Below are 20,254 nucleotides of genomic sequence, written 5' to 3' on the forward strand. Positions count from 1 at the left end.
TTATATTTACGTTACACCACTGCTAAACCGATTTAGCTTAGTGAGATAAACATGTCATATCTTCCTGAGCAACAAAAAAAATGAATCGGGTAAGGTAACTGTGATGAAGCTTACAAATCGTGTGCTGATGTTACAAATATTTAACCAAATCTTGCTTACGAGGCAACGCTGTCATCGCCCCCTTGGCAGTCGTGGCCAATGCACCACATAACTGAGCCTGAATTAATATCTGTTCTAGTTGTACGATATTTTCTGGCATACCTTGTTCAGCCAGTCCACACAGCAGTCCCGCAACAAACGCGTCTCCTGCCCCGGTGGTATCAACACAGACCACGGGTCTGGAAGGAAAATGGTGCGTTTTTCCCTGATAATGGGCCATGACGCCCTCTTTGCCCTGGGTGACCAGTAATAATTGTAGCGGGTAAAATGAAATCAGCTTGTCTATCCCACGCTGTAAATTTGATTCACCGCTAATAAATTGCAATTCTTCGACCGAGAGCTTCGCGACATCAGCCATTGCAAGGGCATCAGCAAGACAGGCACGTAATTGTTCCTCGTCTGTCCATAAATCGGTGCGAATATTCGGATCAAAACTGACTTTTCCGCCTGCCGCTTTAATTTGTTTCATAGCCAGAAAGGTCGTGCTTCTGCTTGGTTCCGCACTGAGCGCAATAGAACAGGTATGCAGCCATTCCCGGGGGTTAAAGTCAGGTAAGTCATCGGCTACGATAAACAAGTCGGCACTGGGGCGAACCATAAATGTAAATGAACGTTCCCCCTGCTCGTCCAGCGCGACAACTACGGTAGAAGTCCGGTGTACTGCGTCATGGTGCATAAAACTTGTATCAACGTTTTCATCATTCAGAGTTTGCTTCATAAAATGGCCGAAAGGATCGTCGCCCACTCGACCAATAAAACCACTCTTACCGTCCAGCCTGGCGATCCCCGCCGCCACATTTGCCGGCGCGCCTCCGGGACATTTTAATAAATGACTGTCACCTTCAGGCAGCAGATCCACAACCGCATCACCCAGCACCCAGACTTTTTCACTCATACTGTTCTCCACAAAGGCTAAAAGTTGCTAAAACCATTTAGCTTATTAAATCACAAAAAAAGTAAGCGATTAAGAAAAATATTTTATCTTCCTGTTTGTTACCCACAAGCACAGATAAACTATGGATATCGGCGGGCGGGATACAGACAACGTCCAGGTAACGTGAAGTATGACGGGTAATTGAACAATGCTTTGTTCTTGTTCATATATCTTGTGTAATACTGGCAGTTATCCACTCGCCAGGATCTCCTGACAAACCATCATATTGAAAACTGTAGAGTAACCAAATGAACACCAAGCCAAAAAAGCACCGTTCTCTTTATATTCCTTATGCCGGTCCGGTTTTACTCGAGTTCCCTCTGCTTAATAAAGGCAGTGCTTTTAGTCTTGAGGAGCGACTTAACTTCAATCTACTGGGATTACTCCCCGGCGCGGTCGAAACCATCGATGAGCAAGCTGAGCGTGCATGGCTTCAGTATCAGGGTTTTAAAAACGAAATAGATAAACATATCTACCTGCGTAATATCCAGGATACCAATGAAACACTGTTCTATCGGTTGGTTGAAAATCATCTGGTCGAGATGATGCCAGTGATTTATACCCCCACTGTTGGTGCCGCCTGTGAGCGTTTTTCAGAAATTTATCGTCGTGCTCGTGGTGTCTTCATTAATTACGATAACCGTCAGCATATGGATGATATTCTTCAAAACATTACCATACCGCACGTCAAAGTGATTGTTGTCACTGACGGTGAGCGTATCCTCGGCCTCGGTGACCAAGGTATTGGGGGAATGGGTATCCCGATAGGTAAGCTCTCGCTTTACACTGCATGCGGCGGAATCAGCCCGGCCTATACCCTGCCAGTCGTTCTGGATGTCGGTACTAACAACCCACAATTAGTGAATGACCCGTTGTATATGGGAGCGCGTCATCCACGGATAACCGGCGATGAATACTACGAATTTGTGGATGAGTTTGTTCAGGCGGTGCGCCATCGCTGGCCAAACGTTCTGCTGCAATTCGAAGACTTCGCTCAAAAAAATGCCATGCCGTTGTTAACGCGCTACCGCGATAAAATATGTTCATTTAATGATGATATCCAAGGCACCGCGGCTGTCACGGTCGGAACATTAATCGCCGCCAGTAAAGCTGCAGGCAGTCAGTTAAATGAGCAAAAAATTGTTTTCCTTGGTGCGGGTTCCGCAGGTTGCGGCATTGCAGAACAAATCATCGCGCAAATGCAGCATGAAGGGCTCAGTGAGACTCAGGCACGCAACAACGTTTATATGGTCGATCGTTTTGGTCTGTTAACCGATAACATGCCAAACCTGCTTCCGTTCCAGGTTAAACTGGTACAGAAACGTGACAAGCTGAATGACTGGGATACTACCAGTGAAGCATTGTCCTTACTGGACGTTGTGCGCAATGTGAAACCCGATATTCTGATTGGCGTTTCCGGTCAGGCCGGTCTGTTCACCGAAGAGGTGATCCGTGAGATGTATAAACATTGTCCACGGCCTATTATCATGCCGTTATCAAACCCAACTTCCCGGGTGGAAGCGACCCCGCAAGATATTATTACCTGGACCGAAGGACAGGCGCTAGTCGCCACCGGAAGTCCTTTTGCTCCGGTACAGTGGCAGGATAAGGTCTTGCCTATTGCCCAGTGTAACAACTCCTATATTTTCCCGGGAATTGGTCTCGGCGTTATCGCTTCTGGTGCTTCGCGCATCACCGATGAAATGCTGATGGCCGCCAGTGCGGCACTGGCGGAACATTCACCGTTGGTAAAAAATGGTGAAGGTCTGGTCCTCCCTGAATTGAAAGATATTCAACTTGTTTCCCGGGCGATTGCTTTTGCTGTGGCAAAAACCGCACAGCAACAAGGTCTGGCCACGCTCACCTCTGATGAAGCGTTACACCAGGCAATTGATGATAATTTCTGGAAACCAGAATATCGTGATTATCGCCGCACCTCTATCTGACCCAAAGACATTTCCCGCTCTTCATTGAGCGGGAAGCGGCCGTCCTTAGTGTGCAGAAAGCGAATTAACGCATTGAATTTAATGTCCGTATTATAAATAACTCGAGTTTTCCGGGCCCCCAAAATAGCCTGGAAACTTAAGATTTGAAGGGAATATACTTTTTTCTCATCTTTTCTGATTTTTAAACGCCTGGCAGCCCGCCCTCAATCAGAATTATTCAGAAACAGAATCCTGCCAGCTATCGCTTTTTGTGACAACGTCACACAACAAAACTCAAGAGCGTAAACTAGGAATTACACCTCCCGTAACCCTCATTTGACGAAAAAGACCTTTTCCCTTACTCTGCGCGGCATAAAGCGATGTTTCTGTTTATTAATAAAGAGGAAAACGTGAAGAATCGCACTCTTGGCAGTATTTTTATCGTTGCCGGAACCACCATTGGAGCAGGAATGCTTGCTATGCCCTTGGCTTCTGCTGGTGTGGGTTTCGGTGTTACTTTGCTGATGCTTTTCGGTTTGTGGGCATTAATGTGCTACACCGCATTATTGTTGGTCGAAGTTTATCAGTATAGTTCTGCCGATACCGGTTTAGGTACACTCGCCAAACGTTATCTTGGTCGTCCCGGTCAGTGGCTGACGGGATTTAGTATGCTATTTCTGATGTACGCATTAACAGCGGCCTATATCAGCGGTGCAGGTGAACTTCTGGCGGCCAGCCTGAGTCACTGGTTAGTCATGGATATTCCCGCGACTTCGGGGGTTCTTCTCTTCACTCTCGTTGCGGGCGGAGTGGTTTGTATCGGCACCCATATGGTTGATATGTTTAACCGAATTTTGTTTACCGCAAAAGTTATTCTGCTGGTGGTGATGCTGGCCTTGATGATGCCGCATATCCATCATACCAACCTGTTAACTCTGCCGATTGAACAAGGTCTCGCGCTGTCTGCTATTCCTGTTATTTTCACCTCTTTTGGTTTCCATGGTAGCGTACCCAGTATCATCAGCTATATGGGCGGCGACCAGCTTAAACTACGCCGAATCTTTATTATTGGTAGCGCCATCCCGCTGGTTGCTTATATTTTCTGGCAACTGGTAACGCTGGGTTCAATTGATGGGGCCACATTTGATACTCTGGCAACCCATCACACCGGACTGAGTGGTTTCCTACAAGTGATCCGCGAGGTTGTGGCAACACCGAAAGTGGGGCTGGTCATTCAATTATTTGCTGATTTCGCCCTGGCGACCTCTTTCCTTGGCGTCTCGTTAGGTTTATTTGATTATCTGGCGGATCTCTTTTCTCGTAATCGTCGAGCTTCCGGCAGATTACAAACCGGGGTGATGACCTTTCTGCCGCCACTGATATTTGCCCTGTTCTATCCCCAGGGCTTCGTAATGGCGCTGGGTTATGCCGGTGTTGCTCTGGCCGTACTGGCATTAATGATCCCGTCTATGCTGGTCTGGCAGAGCCGTAAACATCATCCTGAGCGTGTATTTAACGTGGCTGGAGGTAAACCGCTACTGGTTATTGTTTTTGCCTGCGGTGTTATGATTGTGCTGATTCAGTTCTCGATAACGCTGGGTTTATTGCCGAAGGTTGGCTGAGACAGCCTTTCACGGCGCCACACTGATTGCCAGTAAAATAAAAAGGCCCTGCATATTGTTATTGCAGGGCCTTTTTACAACACATCTTGCTCAATTATAACTGATAACCTGGTTTTTTAAGTAACTGTGCCATCTGGGGGGCAATTTGTGTATCCCAGACCTCTGATTTCCACTGCGCCTGTTCTACCATCTGTAATGCCACGGACAGAGACTCATCTTTTGAGCCAAAGTGTTTTTTCAAAACATCACAGACATCTGTCGCCAACGCCTGCTTTTGTTCTTCGCTTAAGTCACGTGGGAAGCATTTAATTTCAATATGTGGCATGGAGGTTTCTCGTGATTGCTGACTTAACCTACTGTTTTACAGTGGAAGGCCTTCCTGGTGCAAGCAATCTTTGCCATTGCCAGTATACCGAACAAGCACACTACGGATGCTTTGATGAAATCATGCAGCAAAAAAGGATTTCGCTTGCCTTCATGTGGCCAAAATATTGATGACAGGAAAACGATACATCTTTATTGCCAAATTCTGGTGAAAAACTATTTATAACAGGCAGGATAAATCGAAAGATTAAAATAACATGATAATAACAGCAGGAATAGTAACTTATTAACAATATAGTGCAGGAATATTAACCCAAAGGAGGTTTGCCGCCGCAAGCGTAAATACCTGCTGGTTATATATAAATTCGGCACGTCAATTCAGCTCGTGGACTCGCAAATAGTGAACAATGGGCGAGCAGAGAAAAGCGTAACGCGATTAGCTATAAAACACGTTAAGCAACAGCCCAGTGGAGGTCTGTTCTTTTATCTTGCTTTAAAAAACATCGTGTTATAACAATTCACGCATTAAGCCAAGAAACCAGAATAAGGGATCCGGATGAGCCAAAACCCGGTTATCGGCTATTCATCGTGGTAATCATATCCGTTGTTGCAACGGGTTGAGGATCATGAGCAAAAGCGCCCAGTACCATTAAAGCAAGAAGGATAACGAAAATAATATTTTTCATTGCACAGAGTCCACCAGCATTTAAAACTGCCCGCTATGCTAAAATAAAATCACTTAAATGGGTAAGGGATTTTTTAGATTTATTGCCTTTTTTGGCGCTTAATTCGTAAATATATATTTATTTAACGATCATTCGAAATAGTGTGTCACCTACAGGAGACAGTCTTAGCTATTTAACAATGTCAGATCCGCTCATTATACTTCATAAACTCCCGCTATTCGATTCTCGCCTGGAGGGGGTGTTCCTGCAACGATGGATGAGCATTTTAAGACTCTGAGACTTAGATGTCGACATGGATAACGTTCAAGTGAAAATGTTCGGCAGAAGATAACTGCTTGTTATTTCTCAGTCATCAGAAATAACAAGCGAGAGAAAAAACACGCAACCGTAACGTTGATGAACCCAAACAAGGTTGAGATAAAAGGCTTTATTGTTGCCTGACCAGCATACCTCTAATTAACTGCCTTTATTAGTTAGAGGTATCATTTAACTTATTTTTCGTCCAACAGTTTCAAGCGTTCCAGCATCGCCGTAAATTCATCCAGCGAGATCCCCTGCTCGTTATCATCAAAACGTAAATTAAACTGATGTTGTAGATGATGATATAACGCTTCCGGATGACTGAACTCAGGCATTTTTTCTGCCGCACTATAGAGCGTGCTGCGCCCGCCGTCAGGATGATACAAACTCAAGGTCAGGCAATGGCGGAAATGGGAGGCAGGCCAGGTTGAGACATAATGGTTGCCCATCTCATAATCTGAGTCAAACTGAGGCTCCAGGTTAAAGCTGTACATTTTCAGCGTCTTTTCGCTGTTCTGGTATTTCAATAACCAGAATCCTTCTTCTTGTTCCAGAATATAGCGCCCGTATGCGGTGTCGAGAACTTCACCGGCATGTAAACGAATCGGGATCGGTAAAGTTTGACCACCGAACCCCACATCAGCAAGCCAGGCTTCATCGCCAAAATTTACCAGGGTAATACGGTGGGTACGCGCCGGTAAGCGGGCAGGATTAGCCAGTAGCACGCGTCCGGATAAATTCGTCACCTTGAATCCAAGCTCAAAGAGTACCCTCCGGAACAGCCCATTCTGTTCAAAACACCAGCCCCCACGCCCCGCAGAAACCAGTTTAGCAAATACGCTATCATCATCTGTCTTGATTGTTCGCTCCAGCAAGACATCCAAATTTTCAAAGGCAATCGTCTGGGTATGAGCTATATGTAACTGTTTTAATGTTTCCAGAGTCGCGGTGCGGGGACCTTGATAGTTAATGCGTTTAAAGTAACTTTCCAGGCAAAATGACATAGTGACTTTCCTTTCTAATTAATCATCCCCGCACTGTATCGCTAAATACCCGTGATTAAATGTTAAAAAATGCTTACTCCTGTTATTAAGACGGGGGAGTACAACGCTGAATAATAATTACCCCGACAAAAATCACCAGAACGCCGCTAATACGTCCCAGACTGGCCGATTTTTCCGCCAGGCCCATTAAACCGAAATGGTCAATAATCAAGGCGGTCAGCATCTGTCCGGCAATCACCCCGGCAATAAACCCAGTCCCTCCCAGCCGGGGCACCAGCATTAGCGCCGCGGTGATAAAAATAACCCCTGCCAGGCCACCAAACCATATCCAGACAGGTGCCTGGAAAGCCTCACCGAATTTAGGTAACTGCAAGCGTAGAACCAGAATCAGCGGTAAAACACACATAAGACTGACGAGCAATGAAACGACCGTTGCCCAGAGTGGATGACCGAGAGTACGGCCGAGAATAGCATTTGCTCCCGCCTGAAACGGCACTAATGCGCCGGCAATCAATGCCAGTCCGATAAGCAATAAAGTATAGAGTCCACTGGTTGAAAACATATAAACCTCAGAAAACGATGGATCGAACCGCCATCATCAGTTATATGAAATATAGATACCAATTCGTATTTCACCCTGGGAACTATTCGCGAAATGAATAACCTTCGTCGTATTGATACTAATTTACTTGTCACACTCCATGCCTTATTACTGGAAAAACACATCTCCCGGGCGGCTATTCGCCTGCATAAAAGTCAGCCTGCTGTCAGCCATGCACTGGCGCATTTACGAACGATTTTTGATGATCCGCTGCTTATTCGCCGAGGGAAGCATCTTGAACTGAGTGTTAAAGCCAGTGGTTTGCTTTCGCCGTTAACCGAAGCGCTTGAAGGGCTGGAAGGCTTGCTGGAAGCCCCTGTTTTTGTTCCGGCAGAATCAAAACGTACTTTTCGCTTATCAATGTCAGACTATGGAGCCTGGCTGATTCTCCCTGAACTGGTCAGACGCTTACGCACTGAGGCGCCGGACATCTCATTAGTAGTCACTCAAGCCAGCCGTGAGATGATGATAGCTCAGGCTAATGAAGGTGAAGTGGATATTGCGCTGGGTGTTTTTCCCGGACTGAATGGCGAAACATTACGACAGCAGCCTCTTTTTGAGGAACGATTTATCAGCGTGGCGGATGCCAGTACCTTACCTGCCGACAGGATGCTGAGTTTAGCCGAGTGGCTTGCCAGGCCACATGTGATTGTTACGCATCCGTCCAACAACGGGTTAGAAATTGAGTCAGATCTTGCAGCTCTTGGGCTGGAAAGGAAAAGACAAATAACGCTTCCACACTGGCGTGTTGCTAATGATTTGATCCCCGGTAGCGATTTAATTCTTACCGTCGCCAGTCGTAATGTCACACCACTCAATCCGGCACTGTGTATCTTTGAACCGCCACTGGTTATTAAGCCCTTTTGGTTCCAACAACTCTGGCATCTTCGCCGCGATATCGACCCGGCACATCAATGGTTACGCCAGCAGATTGTGGATATCGCTCACGCCAGTAAAACATTTTTTTGAAAGTAATGAGTCTGAATTTGCAGCAAAATTTGACAACTATAGGAATCAGGCATAGCAGTTTTGCTTTATCCCGAGCTGCACTAACAGTGCGAAATCACCGCTACTTTTATTTTTTGCCGTGCTTCGTTTGGCAGAAATCGCAGATTTCTGGTTTTACTTCTACCCTGATTTCCGGCTAGTATCCTCAGCCTTCTTTTTACAGACGCTGCGATAAGACAAAACGTATTGAGAGGAAGGCCATTTTCTATGCTATCAGGTAGACGGGAGTCCCATGAGTTTAAAAACAGAAGCGGAGAAGCGAGCCGCAAAACGTCACTGGCTTAATGCGCAAGATGCCGGTTACCATAAAGCTATTGGTAACCGTCAAGTGCAAATGATAGCAATCGGTGGCGCAATCGGTACCGGATTGTTTCTTGGCGCCGGTGGCAGATTACAGGCAGCAGGCCCTGCGCTGGCACTGGTCTATTTAGTCTGCGGATTATTTTCGTTTTTTATTTTACGGGCATTAGGTGAACTGGTATTGCATCGCCCTTCCAGCGGCAGTTTCGTTTCCTATACGCGCGAATTCATCGGCGAAAAAGCAGCCTATGTATGCGGCTGGATGTACTTTATTAATTGGGCAATGACCGGCATTGTGGATATCACCGCGGTTGCGCTCTATATGCAGTACTGGAATAGCTTTGGTGACATTCCTCAGTGGGTGTTTGCGCTTGGCGCCCTGGCTATTGTTGCCACCATGAATATGATTGGTGTGAAATGGTTCGCAGAGATGGAGTTTTGGTTTGCCCTCATCAAAGTTCTGGCTATCGTCAGCTTCTTAGTCGTGGGGACTCTCGTCCTCGGGAGCGGCAAACCTCTGGATGGTCATAGTACAGGGTTTCATCTGATAACTGATAATGGCGGTATGTTCCCTCATGGCCTGTTACCCGCGTTAATTCTGGTACAAGGTGTCGTGTTTGCCTTCGCCTCAATAGAATTGGTTGGCACCGCGGCCGGAGAGTGTAAAGATCCCAAAACCATGGTACCAAAGGCGATTAATAGCGTTATCTGGCGAATTGGTTTGTTCTATGTCGGATCGGTCTTACTGCTAGTGCTGTTGCTGCCCTGGAGTGCCTATCAGGCAAACCAAAGTCCTTTTGTAACCTTCTTTAGTAAGCTGGGTGTCCCTTATATGGGGGATATCATGAATATCGTTGTGTTAACGGCTGCGCTGTCCAGTCTGAACTCAGGTCTGTATGCCACAGGCAGGATACTGCGCTCCATGTCAATGGGAGGGTCGGCGCCACAATTCATGTCAAAAATGAGCAAGAGTCAGGTCCCTTATGCGGGTATCCTTGCGACCAGTGCGGTCTACTTGCTCGGCGTATTCCTCAATTATCTGGTTCCTACTCAGGTATTTGAGCTGGTCCTCAATGTCGCATCATTGGGTATTATCACCTCCTGGGCCTTTATCATCATCTGCCAGTTGCGTCTGCGCAAAGCCATCGCCGAAGGGAAGGCAGATGAAGTCAGTTTTAAACTGCCCGGAGCACCTTTTACTTCCTGGCTAACCCTGCTGTTCTTACTCAGTGTTCTGATTCTGATGGCACTGGACTATCCAAACGGTACTTTTACCATCGCCTCCATTCCGGTGATTGCAGTCTTACTGATTATTGGCTGGTTTGGTGTGCGTAAACGCGTACACCAGCTTGCACAAGATAATCCTGAGTCTTAATCTCATCCTCTAAAGTGTGCCCTGTTATCGGGCACACTTTAATCATTAACCTGTTACAATGTCAGTACCTTTGTTGAACCCGAGAATGCTGACAGTGAAGATTGTAGTACGCCCTGCCCGCCCCGGTGATATCACCACTATTTTTGCTATCCGTACTGCGGTAAAAGAAAACCTGCTCTCATTAGAACAACTGACAGAGATGGGAATAACACCCGAGGTTATTCTGGAGATGCTGGCGGTACCTGATTGCATCTGGATGGCTGAAATAAATGAAATAACCGCAGGTTTTGCCATCGCGGACCATGACGAAGGATCAATTTTTGCGCTGTTTGTTCTGCCTGAATATGAAGGCCAGGGGCTCGGAGGACAACTAATGAATCATGCTGAAGCCGCACTCTTTCAGCAACATGCTCAAATCTGGCTTGAGACCGATAGCCTGAGCCGCGCGGCCATGTTTTATCAGCACCGTGGCTGGGAAGTGGTGGAGCAGCTACCTGGTACGGACAAACGCTATCAGAAAAAGCGTTCCTGATATTTTTGCCAGTATGACTCTATTAATACTGGCTTTATGAATATTTTGTTACCATCAGTGACAAAATAAATGACAGTTTTTTAGCCATATTACTCAGCAACAGGTAAACTTTTCAGGTCAGGTTTTGAATGTCCTGACATCCTCTTTCAATAAACTCACCAAGGAGGCCCTATGTTTCCTGAGTACCGTGAATTGATTACTCATCTGAAAAGCGTCAACCCTCGTTTTCTCAGTCTGTTTGATAAACACCATCGCCTTGACGGCGAAATACTCCGCAGAGAAGGTCCGAAAGGGACAGGATATGACCTTAAAGTCGCCCTGCTCAAAAAGGAAAAGCTGCGTTTGAAAGATGAACTGTACCAAATGCTAAAACACGCCAGTCAGCAAACCGCTTAGCGGCGGCCTTTTGTTGTCAGATCAAGGAAGAGCTCGCTCTTCCTTTTTTGTTGCTGTTACAGCAAGATGTTTACGCTACCTTGACGACACTGAAAGCAATCTCCCAGAGTGACTCTTCCCCCGGATATATTTCACGGATAACGTCTTTCAACTGTGACAGCGTCATATTTTCTTGTCGGGCATGCTGCTCATTTAACTCACTCAACCGCACCGCTGTCACGCTGATGACTTTGATGGTACAAAAGTAGCTGTCATCTTCGTAGCACCCGGTACGTAAAAACTGGCCTGCAAAAAAGTGAGACTCGCTGGCATCTCGTAGCGTTATCGTCTTACGGCCACTGATAATGTCATCCTGAAAACGACGGAAAAAAGTTATGTCATTAGCCATAGGGCATCCTGTATCAAAAATGGCAGTGGTAAATCTTATCGGTCGGTTAGCTCAGGGATTACTTTTCCGGTATCCCAGATAAAATCGTCCGTTTAATGAAAAAGCGCTTAGTATAATATTATGCAACTGAAATTTCTGTCCGCGCATAAAAAAACCGAAATAACAGACTAAAAACAGACAAAGCAACTCACCGCGTGGCAAAAATCGCAGCCACAATCTGCTCTGTCCCGCGTAAATGGGTTAGCCGGGCATCATTCTGTATATACCTGTCATACTTCAAGTTACCTGGGTGTTGCATGCCTGAGGCGCGCCGAATCACATAGTTTATCTATGCTCGTCGACGTACCTCATTTTGTGCCTGCAAATAACCCGAATAACCCGAATTATTTTGTGTATAACAGAAGACAAATGGCCTTACGCACTTTCACCAAATACAGAGAGTCAGCCAGGCCATTTAAAAATAGCATCAATGACTATTTACTGCCCTCGATATTGACGCAGTAAAATATCAAAATCATCCATAATACCTTTATGAATAGCAGCGACACTTCCGGCTTCATCTCTGTCAGTCAATGCTTCGATTAAAGTATCATAATTATGTGTCATACCCGACACTTCATCAAAGCGAGGATAGAGATAATTAAAACTGGGTCCAATTCTAACCCATAGTTGCTCAATTAATTCCATTAACGTTGGCATTTCAGCATAATTAAATAATTGAAAATAAAAATCACGTTTTGCCTTTAACACTGCCTCTACGCTAACTTTTCTGGCATTGAGAAAACTCTCCCGGAGCTGATTTAAACGCATCAAACCGGATTTATTTATTTCTCGTGTTACTTTTTGTACTGCCATACCTTCCAGGCTTTTACGGATAGTCGATATCTCCTGGTAATGGCATTCTGAGATTGCCGGCACAAGGAAGGCCTGAGCGGGGGTGACATCTAAAGCACTCGATGCGACCAGTCTTAACAGTGCTTCACGGACCGGTGTAATACTCGTACCCAGTTGCTGGGCAATTTCCTTTGTCACTAAACGGGCTCCTGGTTTTAGCATACCTAAAATAAGAGCACTTTTTAACCGTGACTCAACCTGCACGGTAAGACTCAATCGCTGCGCTTTATCTAAGTCAAACATATTTCTTCCCTATAGAAAAACCATCTGTATTTTCAGTTCTCTTATTTCCCTGCCATCAACGCCGTTACGAGATACACTGTATATTTCTGCCAGTGACATCTGTAATCAGACAAGCCAGATTCTATATATTTCATATGTGAATCGTAAAGCAGAAGGTTAACTTAATAATATTATTTGATTATAAACTGGCATTTCGCGCACAATCTCACCCCAACTGAATACACATACTCAATTCATTAACTATCATAAAACGAATTTATATGTAGAATTCCGCCTCGGTAGCGCATGAAAATAACAATACCCCCCCTGGATAAAAAATATCGCTTCAGATTAATTTAAAATTATATAGCAAGCATTATATATAATCGTCATCGGGATTAAGAATAAAAGCATGACAAAGCGTTGTTCCCGAAGCAGGAGCAAGTGAAAGAATACCGATGAACTTAACGAGGGTAAATAATTCGATAAACGAAAGCAGCCAGCGTACAGGCAACTTGAAGAATGAGAGGTATAAATATAAAAAGTGATAGCCTTGCCATTTTGTCAGTCATCAAAAAACGGTCACTTATCTTTGGCTATCACAGAACTCAGAACAGGGAGAAAAGGAGCGCGACGGGAAAGCTTATCGGCCAGGTTGCCCCTACCAGAACGGAACACAGAAGTTTTATCCGCCAGGTATCACGCGCCAGAAACCACGTAATTATTGCGCAAACTAACGCCATAATAGCGTAAAAAACCAACATTTGTTGATAAAGAGTCATGAGAAAGAAACACATTTGACAAAAACGGGTGGAATATGCACCTTTTTTACGTTCAGATCAAGGTTTGTCGCACTACCACCATAAATTCAACCAGGACTCCTCTTGATAAACACACCTCCTGAGCAGGGCTGTCAAAGCAAGCCCTGCCCGTAAAGATATCAGATACTATGGCGCTATTTTACCGGCGTTTCAGTCGGATGCGTCTCATCAAGAGTACGTAAATGGTCATCTTTATTGAGTGTCAGTAGTGCAAAAATACTCACTACGGCGGTCGCCATTACATACCAGGCTGGAATATCCAGGTTTCCGGTTTCTTTGATTAAACCCGTAATGATTAAACCCGCACAGCCAGAGAAAATGGCATTCGATAATGAATATGCCAGTCCCAGCCCTGTGTATCGTACATGGGTTGGAAACATTTCAGATAACATCGCAGGCCCAGGCCCAGCAAGCAATCCGACCAGTCCTCCAGCGATGAGTACCACAATCGCTTTTGTCAATAATGTTGAGCTACTGTCCTGAAGCAAGTGCAATAGCGGTAAAGCAAGAATGAATAATAAGACAGCCGCCGTCACCATCACAGTTCGACGCCCTATTCTGTCGCTTAATATGCCGGCAGGAATAATGGTCAGAGCAAAACCGATATTGGAAATAACGGCAATTAATAATGCCTGATTAAAGCCGGTATGAAGCGAAGACTGCAAGTAGGTTGGCATAATAACTAAATATGTATACCCTGCTGCAGACCACACCATCACCCGGCCAATACCCATCAATATCGTCTTCAGCGTGGTGCTCAGACTCGCTTTTATTTTATCCACAGGCTGCGTCTGTTGTTCTTGTTTTTGCTTGATAAAGCTTGGGGTTTCTTCCATATGGAAGCGTAACCATAAAGCGACAATCCCCATAGGTAATGCGACAAAAAATGGAATTCTCCAGCCCCAGGCGAGCATCTCTTCATGACTTAACAAGACAGAGAGCAAGGCAACAATGCCCGCACCTGCCAGTAATCCAAGAGCAACAGTAAATGATTGCCAGGCACCAAACAGCCCACGTTTACCACGCGGGGCAAACTCAGTCATCAATGAGACTGCACCACCATACTCTCCTCCGGCAAACAGCCCCTGAAGGATACGGAGTCCGGTCACAATTAGCGGTGCTGCAATACCTATACTGGCATACGTCGGAACCAGGCCCAGAGCAACGGTAGCCAGTGTCATCATAATGAGGACAAACAGTAGCGTAGGTTTACGCCCAATCCTGTCGCCCATACGCCCAAAAATAATGGCACCAAGTGGCCGGAAGAAGAAAGCAATAGCGAAGGAGGCATAGGTCAGAATCAGTGCTGTCAGTTCAGCTTCACCTTCAAGCCGAAAAAAATTCTGAGCGATGATTGTGGCAAGAAATCCATAGACAGCAAATTCATACCACTCAATAAAATTACCTACAGAACCTGCGATAAGCGCACGTTTCTGTGCTACGACAGCATGTTGGGAAGTTTGCATTAAGAAGCACTCTTATGAAAAGCCGATGAGTAAGCCAATCTGGCTATCACCCGGGCTCACGGCAAATGCGTTCCCCCGGGTGGTATTCGGAATGATTTAGTCAGCAGGATAAATGACACCGAGCGATACCGCTTTTGTGGCCCCGGTGACAGCCGGAACATTACCCGGCAGATTATGGATACGCTGATGCGCAAGCCAGGCAAAGGCGGCCGCTTCAACATAGTCAATATCCAGCCCGGATGCCGTGGTCGTTCCCAGCGTCCAGTCTGGCAGCATCGCCTGCAAGCGTGCCATCAGTAGCGGATTTTTTGCACCACCACCGCAGGCCAATAGCACTTTGGATTGCCGGGTTTCAGGCAGTTTTAACAGTTCATCACGAATTGTTATTGCCGTGAATTCGACCAGCGTCGCCTGGACATCCGGAGGGGCAACATGCGGAAATGCTTCGAGTTTAGCAAGCAACCATGCCAGACTAAATAACTCGCGTCCGGTGCTTTTTGGTGCGGGTTGTGCCAGGAAAGGTTCGGCAAGCAAATGCTTTAATAGCGGGGTATTGACATGACCTTGTTGCGCCCAATGAGCATCTTTATCATAAGAGTGCCCAAGATGACGTTCGATCCATGCATCCAATAACACATTTCCCGGCCCGGTGTCATATCCGCGGGTGGGCTCTCCGGTCTGCAGTATTGAGATGTTGCTGATCCCGCCCATATTCAGCACTACAGTTAATTGCTGTGGGTCAGAAAATAAGGCCTGATGGAACGCAGGGACTAATGGGGCTCCTTGCCCGCCATAGGCCATATCTTTACGGCGGAAATCCGCGACAGTAGTAATACCGGTCAAGGATGCAATCACATTGGCATCACCAATCTGCATCGTGAAGGGATATTTACCCTGCGGTGAATGCCATACGGTCTGACCATGACAGCCTATAGCACGAATATCCGTTGCGCTGATGCCCGAAGACCGCAACAGATCTTGTGCACTTTGCGCATAGAGATGTCCAAGGCGATTGTCCAGCTCTCCCAGTTCCAGTAAGGTCGCTTCGCCTCGCAGACATAGCGCCGCCAATGATTTTCGTAACTCATCTGGCATAGCGGTAAAACCACAGGCTACCATCTGTGGGCTGGTCTCTGAAAAATCCATAATAACTGTATCAACACCATCCAGGCTGGTGCCGGACATAATACCCAGATAAAGTTCTTTTCCCACGCTAGCTCCTTAAGATCTGAACACCGTTAATTTTTACAATAGCAAACAAAATAAATTATTCCCATAATCATTTAATAAGGAATATTGTATTACCGTCAGGATGAGAGAGTGGTCACACTTCATCGTTATGTTAGAGTCATACTGACGACGCCTTTTATCGGGAGAAATATTTTAACGCCAGAACGGGGAATGTGGCAGAAGACGAATCGGGGTCAGCGAAGGGTAAAAAAATACCCGCCTGGACTAAATTTCCGGGCGGGTATTATTCTGTTTAGTCTATAAAAATACTGCTGCGGTTATGCCTTATCCGTATAATCGTAACCGTAGTGATGGTAGCCATAACCATACTGACTACTTGCACGTTTCATTACGCCGTTGAGGATAGCCCCTTTCACCGTAACACCCGCCTGTTCCAGACGTTGTACACAAACCATAATTTCTTTCACGCTGTTCATTTCAAAGCGTGCAACCACCAGGCTTGTGCCAACAGAACGACCAATAATAGCAGCATCGGTCACCGCCAGAATTGGTGGGGTATCGATAATAACCATATCGTAATTTTCACTGGCCCAAGTCAGCAGTTGTTTAAAGCGCTCATGCATCAGCAGCTCTGACGGGTTAGGTGGTGCCATGCCGCGAGTAATGACATCAAAGCCCGCCTTATGGAACGTCTGCACAGCATCACTGGCGCTGGTTTTTCCAGAAAGAATATCAGACAGGCCTTTATCGTTACTCATCTGGAACAGTTCATGGATATAGCCGCGACGCATATCCGCATCAATAAACAGCACTTTTTGTCCGGGCTGAGAAATAATCGCAGCCAGTGAACTACTGATAAAAGTTTTTCCGCTGTCCGGTGTTGCCCCAGAGATCATCAGCACGTTATTGGATGCTTCCATCATGGCGAAATGGAGGCTGGTACGCAGACCACGAATCGCCTCTATCGACAGATCAATCGGGTTGTCCAGTGCCAGGAAAGGAACGTTTTTAGTCTTATGACGAACGCGATTAGAGAAGAAATTTTTACTGCGCAAACGCGTGCGCTTCAGTAACCATTCAGAAGTCGGCACGGTGGCATAAACGTTAATGCCCTGCTCTTCCAGCTGTTCTGGTGTTTCGATGCCGCGGCGTAATACCGAACTTGCCAGCACAATACCCGCTGAAGCAAACAGACCCAGGAAGAAACCAAGGATAACAATAAGCGGTTTTTTCGGTTTGATCGGCTTCGGCTGAGTTAATGCCGGGTCGATGATACGTACGTTACCGATAGCACTTGACTGAGCAATACTCAATTCCTGCTGGCGATTAAGCAACTGGCTGTATACCGCCCGACCAGACTCAACATCGCGGCTCAGACGTAGTACTTCTTGCTGAGTCGCAGGCATGCCAGATACACGTTTATTCAGACGGGCTTTTTCTTGCTCCAGTGTCTGACGTTTTTCCATCAATGCTTTATAAGTCGGGTGATCTTTTTTATACAGCTGTGAAATTTCAGCTTCGCGGAACGTCAAGCCATTAATTTGGTTATCAACATTGACCACCTGTTCCAGCACTGATTTGGCTTCAAGGTTAAGGTCAACGGAGTCGCTCTGCTTACGATAAGCGTTCAGCTTATCTTCCGCTTCATCCAGCTCATTGCGGACTTCAGGCATTTTTTTCTGCAAAAACTCAAGACTTTTCGAATCCTGAGCTGCCTGACGTGCAATATTCTGTTGCAGATAATTATCGCTGATGTTGTTGAGGATCTTCTCAATCAGTATCGGATCCTCTCCGGACATAGTCAGACCCAACATGCCACTGTCTTTGCTCTTCTCACTGACAGTAAAATTCTGCTGAAGATTATTGATAGCCGCCAGCTCAGAATATTGCGTCACGACGAATTCAGTACCCGGCTTCGCATCAATACTGCTGATTTTGATATCAATACCATTGTCATTCAGCAATTCACCCACTGTACCTTGCAGGGTAATATCATCATCCAGAGAGACTTGATACTTCCCGTTCTCACCGACAGTGACCAGCACGCTTTTTGAACTGTCGCGACCAAGCGATAAATTCAGCCAGTTCACATCCAGAGTCTGTTCTGGCTGGCCAGACAGACGCGCCCAGCCCTCACCAAAAATCGGGAAAAATTTCTCAGAGACCACGGTACGTAAATTCAGGTCGTTGACGGTTTTACCCAGAATCATTCGCGACTGTAATAGCTGCAGCTCAGGCGCAGATTCCGGTGAAGAATCAGGGATCATCTGACTCAGACTGCTTAAAATCGCATTGCCTTTTTTCTGTTCCACCTGGACTAAGGTATCAGCCTGATAAACCGGTGTAGCAAATAAGGCATACACCAAAGCACAGGCAGTAGACAACAGCGTCACACCGATGATGAGTTTACGATGATCGATAAGATCACCGAGCAAGCGGCCCAAATCCAACTCATTTTCGGTTGAAGGGGTATTTTGCTTTTGCGTATTTTTTGTCGTCATAATAAAACTTGAATATCTCGTTTAGTTAACTGAGCCGCCGCGCCCATTCCTGTGAAGCGTCATCAAGTAGGCCATAAACATGCTCATGAGCATCCTGGCTCTTCTTATAAGGATCCGGAATTTCTTTTTTGCCCAGCCATTGTCCGTAAAGCATCACTTTTCCCCTCGCTTCCGGGGCAATTTTAGTCACTTCTTCAAGATGTGAAGCTTCCATCACCAGAATAAGGTCATAGCTACGTGCAATGGCAGACGTTAACTTGCGTCCATGATGCCCTTCAAGCGAAAGTCCATGGTTTGCTGCAACCTCCGCCGCAACAGCATCGGCAGGATGGTCAGTAAGGCCATAGGTTCCCGCTGAGTCAACTTTCATATCCGGTAATAATTTACGTAATAACCGCTCTCCCACCGGAGAACGGCAAATATTACCAGTACAAACCACGAGAACGGACTGGAACATTAGTTTGGCCATCTTTTGATATATCTCACGGTTTCAGTCAGGTCACGCACACCGGTAATGGTTGGAACCAACTGAGAAATAACACGATTCCAGCGAGCCAGTGGTGCGGCTGTGATATAGACAATATCGTAAGGTTCGAGCTGGAATTCAGTCCCCATTACCATTGCGGAGGCATCTTTCGCATTTAACTGGTAAATATTGGCAATTTTACCCGCAGCACGGTCTTTCACCGAACGAATAACAAAGATACCGGTGGCATCAGAGACATCTTGCTTCATACCATCAGCATTACCAATAGCTTCAGCCAGCGTCATACCGCTGCGATCCATTTTGAGGGTACTTTGTTTGCCTACTTCACCCATAACAAAGACTTTCAAGTCATCATTGCGCGGAACAAACAGAATATCCCCCGGACTCAGCAGCTTGTTCTGCATCAAGTCACCGCGCTGCATTAAGGCATAGAGCGAAACGCTTGAGTCTTTCCCGTTATGAGTTAATACCACATTACGCCAGTCAGCATCGCTACTCAGTCCGCCAGCAGCATTGATAGCATCCATAATGGTTAACGGAATATTGGTGATCGGCTGTTGGCCGGATTTAGCCACCTCACCCGTCACATAGGCTTTTTGCGAACGGAAAGCTGCAATCGTGACATCAACTTGCGGGCTTTCAATCACCGCATCCAAGCGTCGGGTCAGTTCATTACGCACTTCCGCCAGAGTTTTTCCAACGACCTGTAATTTACCGACATAAGGATAGAAGATAGTGCCGTCCGCATTAACCCAGTTACCTGTATCACTTGCACTACGGTACTGCCCTGCTGGCGTGGTTAATTCCGGGTGATCCCATACGGTCACCATCAGAACATCACCGACGCCAATACGGTATTCATAATTTTGCAATTGCGCATCAAGTTCTGGATTCGACCGGGCAGCGATATTGCCAGGACGTAGCTTATCAATCAGACCCGGCGTCACCGGATAGACATTGACCAGTTTATCCAAATCATAATTATTATCCGGTAACTCGATGACATCTTTACCACGGGTGCTTAATGATTGTCCTGGTATTATCGTACAGCCACTCAATGCTGTTAACGTCAGAGCCAGAACTGATAATTTTAAAATGCGCTTTTTCATTTGCTATCA

General features: G+C 46.1%; 18 protein-coding genes. 6 read left to right on the top strand and 12 right to left on the bottom strand.

What is annotated here, in order from left to right; all coding sequences use genetic code 11:
* Positions 1-130: 130 nt before the first annotated feature.
* Positions 131-1,054, bottom strand: a complete 924-nt coding sequence (locus Q1A40_RS10120; RefSeq protein WP_299999764.1) for an aminoimidazole riboside kinase — start codon at positions 1,052-1,054, stop codon at positions 131-133.
* Between the two features lie 287 nt (positions 1,055-1,341).
* Between Q1A40_RS10120 and Q1A40_RS10125 the strand changes: the two genes are divergently transcribed.
* Both Q1A40_RS10125 and tyrP read left to right on the top strand, forming a co-directional pair.
* On the top strand, positions 1,342-3,039 hold the full coding sequence (locus tag Q1A40_RS10125; RefSeq protein ID WP_299999766.1) for an NAD-dependent malic enzyme: 1,698 nt from the start codon (positions 1,342-1,344) through the stop codon (positions 3,037-3,039).
* Between the two features lie 389 nt (positions 3,040-3,428).
* On the top strand, positions 3,429-4,640 hold the full coding sequence (gene tyrP, locus Q1A40_RS10130; RefSeq protein WP_299999768.1) for a tyrosine transporter TyrP: 1,212 nt from the start codon (positions 3,429-3,431) through the stop codon (positions 4,638-4,640).
* Positions 4,641-4,734: 94 nt separating this feature from the next.
* Here the strand turns inward: tyrP and pptA are convergent, their stop codons facing one another.
* The 3 genes from pptA to Q1A40_RS10145 all read right to left on the bottom strand — a co-directional run bounded on the left by pptA (position 4,735) and on the right by Q1A40_RS10145 (position 7,516).
* Positions 4,735-4,965: a tautomerase PptA gene (gene pptA / locus Q1A40_RS10135; RefSeq protein WP_299999769.1), complete on the bottom strand. Its 231-nt coding sequence runs from the start codon at positions 4,963-4,965 to the stop codon at positions 4,735-4,737.
* Positions 4,966-6,141: 1,176 nt separating this feature from the next.
* A complete protein-coding gene (locus Q1A40_RS10140) occupies positions 6,142-6,954 on the bottom strand; it encodes an arylamine N-acetyltransferase (RefSeq protein ID WP_299999770.1) in 813 nt (270 codons plus the stop codon).
* An 85-nt stretch (positions 6,955-7,039) separates the two neighbouring features.
* Positions 7,040-7,516 (bottom strand): DMT family transporter, encoded by a 477-nt coding sequence (locus tag Q1A40_RS10145; protein WP_299999772.1) that lies wholly within the window; start codon positions 7,514-7,516, stop codon positions 7,040-7,042.
* 93 nt (positions 7,517-7,609) lie between these two features.
* On the opposite strand from Q1A40_RS10145, the gene Q1A40_RS10150 reads away from it, so the two are divergent.
* The 4 genes from Q1A40_RS10150 to Q1A40_RS10165 all read left to right on the top strand — a co-directional run bounded on the left by Q1A40_RS10150 (position 7,610) and on the right by Q1A40_RS10165 (position 11,166).
* Entirely contained in the window at positions 7,610-8,524 is a 915-nt protein-coding gene (locus tag Q1A40_RS10150; RefSeq protein ID WP_299999774.1) for a LysR family transcriptional regulator, read from the top strand.
* A gap of 271 nt (positions 8,525-8,795) precedes the next feature.
* Positions 8,796-10,238 (top strand): L-asparagine permease, encoded by a 1,443-nt coding sequence (gene ansP / locus Q1A40_RS10155; protein ID WP_299999776.1) that lies wholly within the window; start codon positions 8,796-8,798, stop codon positions 10,236-10,238.
* 94 nt (positions 10,239-10,332) lie between these two features.
* On the top strand, positions 10,333-10,770 hold the full coding sequence (locus Q1A40_RS10160) for a GNAT family N-acetyltransferase (RefSeq protein ID WP_299999778.1): 438 nt from the start codon (positions 10,333-10,335) through the stop codon (positions 10,768-10,770).
* 171 nt (positions 10,771-10,941) lie between these two features.
* Positions 10,942-11,166 carry a DUF465 domain-containing protein gene (locus Q1A40_RS10165; protein ID WP_299999779.1) on the top strand — a complete coding sequence of 75 codons (225 nt, stop codon included), beginning with the start codon at positions 10,942-10,944 and terminating at the stop codon, positions 11,164-11,166.
* Between the two features lie 70 nt (positions 11,167-11,236).
* Here Q1A40_RS10165 and yqfB read toward each other — a convergent pair whose 3' ends face one another.
* The 8 genes from yqfB to Q1A40_RS10205 all read right to left on the bottom strand — a co-directional run bounded on the left by yqfB (position 11,237) and on the right by Q1A40_RS10205 (position 20,245).
* Positions 11,237-11,554: a N(4)-acetylcytidine aminohydrolase gene (gene yqfB / locus Q1A40_RS10170; RefSeq protein ID WP_299999781.1), complete on the bottom strand. Its 318-nt coding sequence runs from the start codon at positions 11,552-11,554 to the stop codon at positions 11,237-11,239.
* 477 nt (positions 11,555-12,031) lie between these two features.
* Positions 12,032-12,691, bottom strand: coding sequence for an FCD domain-containing protein (locus Q1A40_RS10175; protein ID WP_299999783.1), 660 nt, complete (start codon positions 12,689-12,691; stop codon positions 12,032-12,034).
* A 587-nt stretch (positions 12,692-13,278) separates the two neighbouring features.
* Positions 13,279-13,452: a GhoT/OrtT family toxin gene (locus Q1A40_RS10180; RefSeq protein WP_299999785.1), complete on the bottom strand. Its 174-nt coding sequence runs from the start codon at positions 13,450-13,452 to the stop codon at positions 13,279-13,281.
* Positions 13,453-13,625: 173 nt separating this feature from the next.
* The gene (locus tag Q1A40_RS10185; protein ID WP_299999787.1) at positions 13,626-14,957 is read right to left on the bottom strand and encodes an MFS transporter; all 1,332 of its coding nucleotides are present in this window, start codon (positions 14,955-14,957) and stop codon (positions 13,626-13,628) included.
* 96 nt (positions 14,958-15,053) lie between these two features.
* The gene (locus tag Q1A40_RS10190) at positions 15,054-16,169 is read right to left on the bottom strand and encodes an anhydro-N-acetylmuramic acid kinase (protein ID WP_299999789.1); all 1,116 of its coding nucleotides are present in this window, start codon (positions 16,167-16,169) and stop codon (positions 15,054-15,056) included.
* 296 nt (positions 16,170-16,465) lie between these two features.
* Positions 16,466-18,649: a polysaccharide biosynthesis tyrosine autokinase gene (locus tag Q1A40_RS10195; RefSeq protein WP_299999791.1), complete on the bottom strand. Its 2,184-nt coding sequence runs from the start codon at positions 18,647-18,649 to the stop codon at positions 16,466-16,468.
* Positions 18,650-18,674: 25 nt separating this feature from the next.
* Positions 18,675-19,118 (bottom strand): protein tyrosine phosphatase, encoded by a 444-nt coding sequence (locus Q1A40_RS10200; RefSeq protein WP_299999793.1) that lies wholly within the window; start codon positions 19,116-19,118, stop codon positions 18,675-18,677.
* Positions 19,106-20,245: a polysaccharide export protein gene (locus Q1A40_RS10205; protein ID WP_299999795.1), complete on the bottom strand. Its 1,140-nt coding sequence runs from the start codon at positions 20,243-20,245 to the stop codon at positions 19,106-19,108. The genes Q1A40_RS10200 and Q1A40_RS10205 overlap by 13 nt, the downstream gene beginning before the upstream one ends.
* Positions 20,246-20,254 lie beyond the last annotated feature (9 nt).

Origin of the sequence: uncultured Cedecea sp. (assembly GCF_947498825.1) — a bacterium.
GTDB lineage: Bacteria > Pseudomonadota > Gammaproteobacteria > Enterobacterales > Enterobacteriaceae > JGM124.

Excerpts from the sequence above, each read along its gene's own strand:
- Q1A40_RS10150 (WP_299999774.1), top strand. The coding sequence starts at position 7,610 with ATGAATAACCTTCGTCGTATTGATACTAATTTACTTGTCACACTCCAT.
- yqfB (WP_299999781.1), bottom strand. The coding sequence starts at position 11,554 with ATGGCTAATGACATAACTTTTTTCCGTCGTTTTCAGGATGACATTATC.
- Q1A40_RS10120 (WP_299999764.1), bottom strand. The coding sequence starts at position 1,054 with ATGAGTGAAAAAGTCTGGGTGCTGGGTGATGCGGTTGTGGATCTGCTG.
- Q1A40_RS10180 (WP_299999785.1), bottom strand. The coding sequence starts at position 13,452 with ATGACTCTTTATCAACAAATGTTGGTTTTTTACGCTATTATGGCGTTA.
- Q1A40_RS10185 (WP_299999787.1), bottom strand. The coding sequence starts at position 14,957 with ATGCAAACTTCCCAACATGCTGTCGTAGCACAGAAACGTGCGCTTATC.
- Q1A40_RS10125 (WP_299999766.1), top strand. The coding sequence starts at position 1,342 with ATGAACACCAAGCCAAAAAAGCACCGTTCTCTTTATATTCCTTATGCC.
- Q1A40_RS10165 (WP_299999779.1), top strand. The coding sequence starts at position 10,942 with ATGTTTCCTGAGTACCGTGAATTGATTACTCATCTGAAAAGCGTCAAC.
- Q1A40_RS10200 (WP_299999793.1), bottom strand. The coding sequence starts at position 19,118 with ATGGCCAAACTAATGTTCCAGTCCGTTCTCGTGGTTTGTACTGGTAAT.
- pptA (WP_299999769.1), bottom strand. The coding sequence starts at position 4,965 with ATGCCACATATTGAAATTAAATGCTTCCCACGTGACTTAAGCGAAGAA.
- ansP (WP_299999776.1), top strand. The coding sequence starts at position 8,796 with ATGAGTTTAAAAACAGAAGCGGAGAAGCGAGCCGCAAAACGTCACTGG.
- Q1A40_RS10140 (WP_299999770.1), bottom strand. The coding sequence starts at position 6,954 with ATGTCATTTTGCCTGGAAAGTTACTTTAAACGCATTAACTATCAAGGT.
- Q1A40_RS10145 (WP_299999772.1), bottom strand. The coding sequence starts at position 7,516 with ATGTTTTCAACCAGTGGACTCTATACTTTATTGCTTATCGGACTGGCA.
- Q1A40_RS10195 (WP_299999791.1), bottom strand. The coding sequence starts at position 18,649 with ATGACGACAAAAAATACGCAAAAGCAAAATACCCCTTCAACCGAAAAT.
- Q1A40_RS10205 (WP_299999795.1), bottom strand. The coding sequence starts at position 20,245 with ATGAAAAAGCGCATTTTAAAATTATCAGTTCTGGCTCTGACGTTAACA.
- Q1A40_RS10175 (WP_299999783.1), bottom strand. The coding sequence starts at position 12,691 with ATGTTTGACTTAGATAAAGCGCAGCGATTGAGTCTTACCGTGCAGGTT.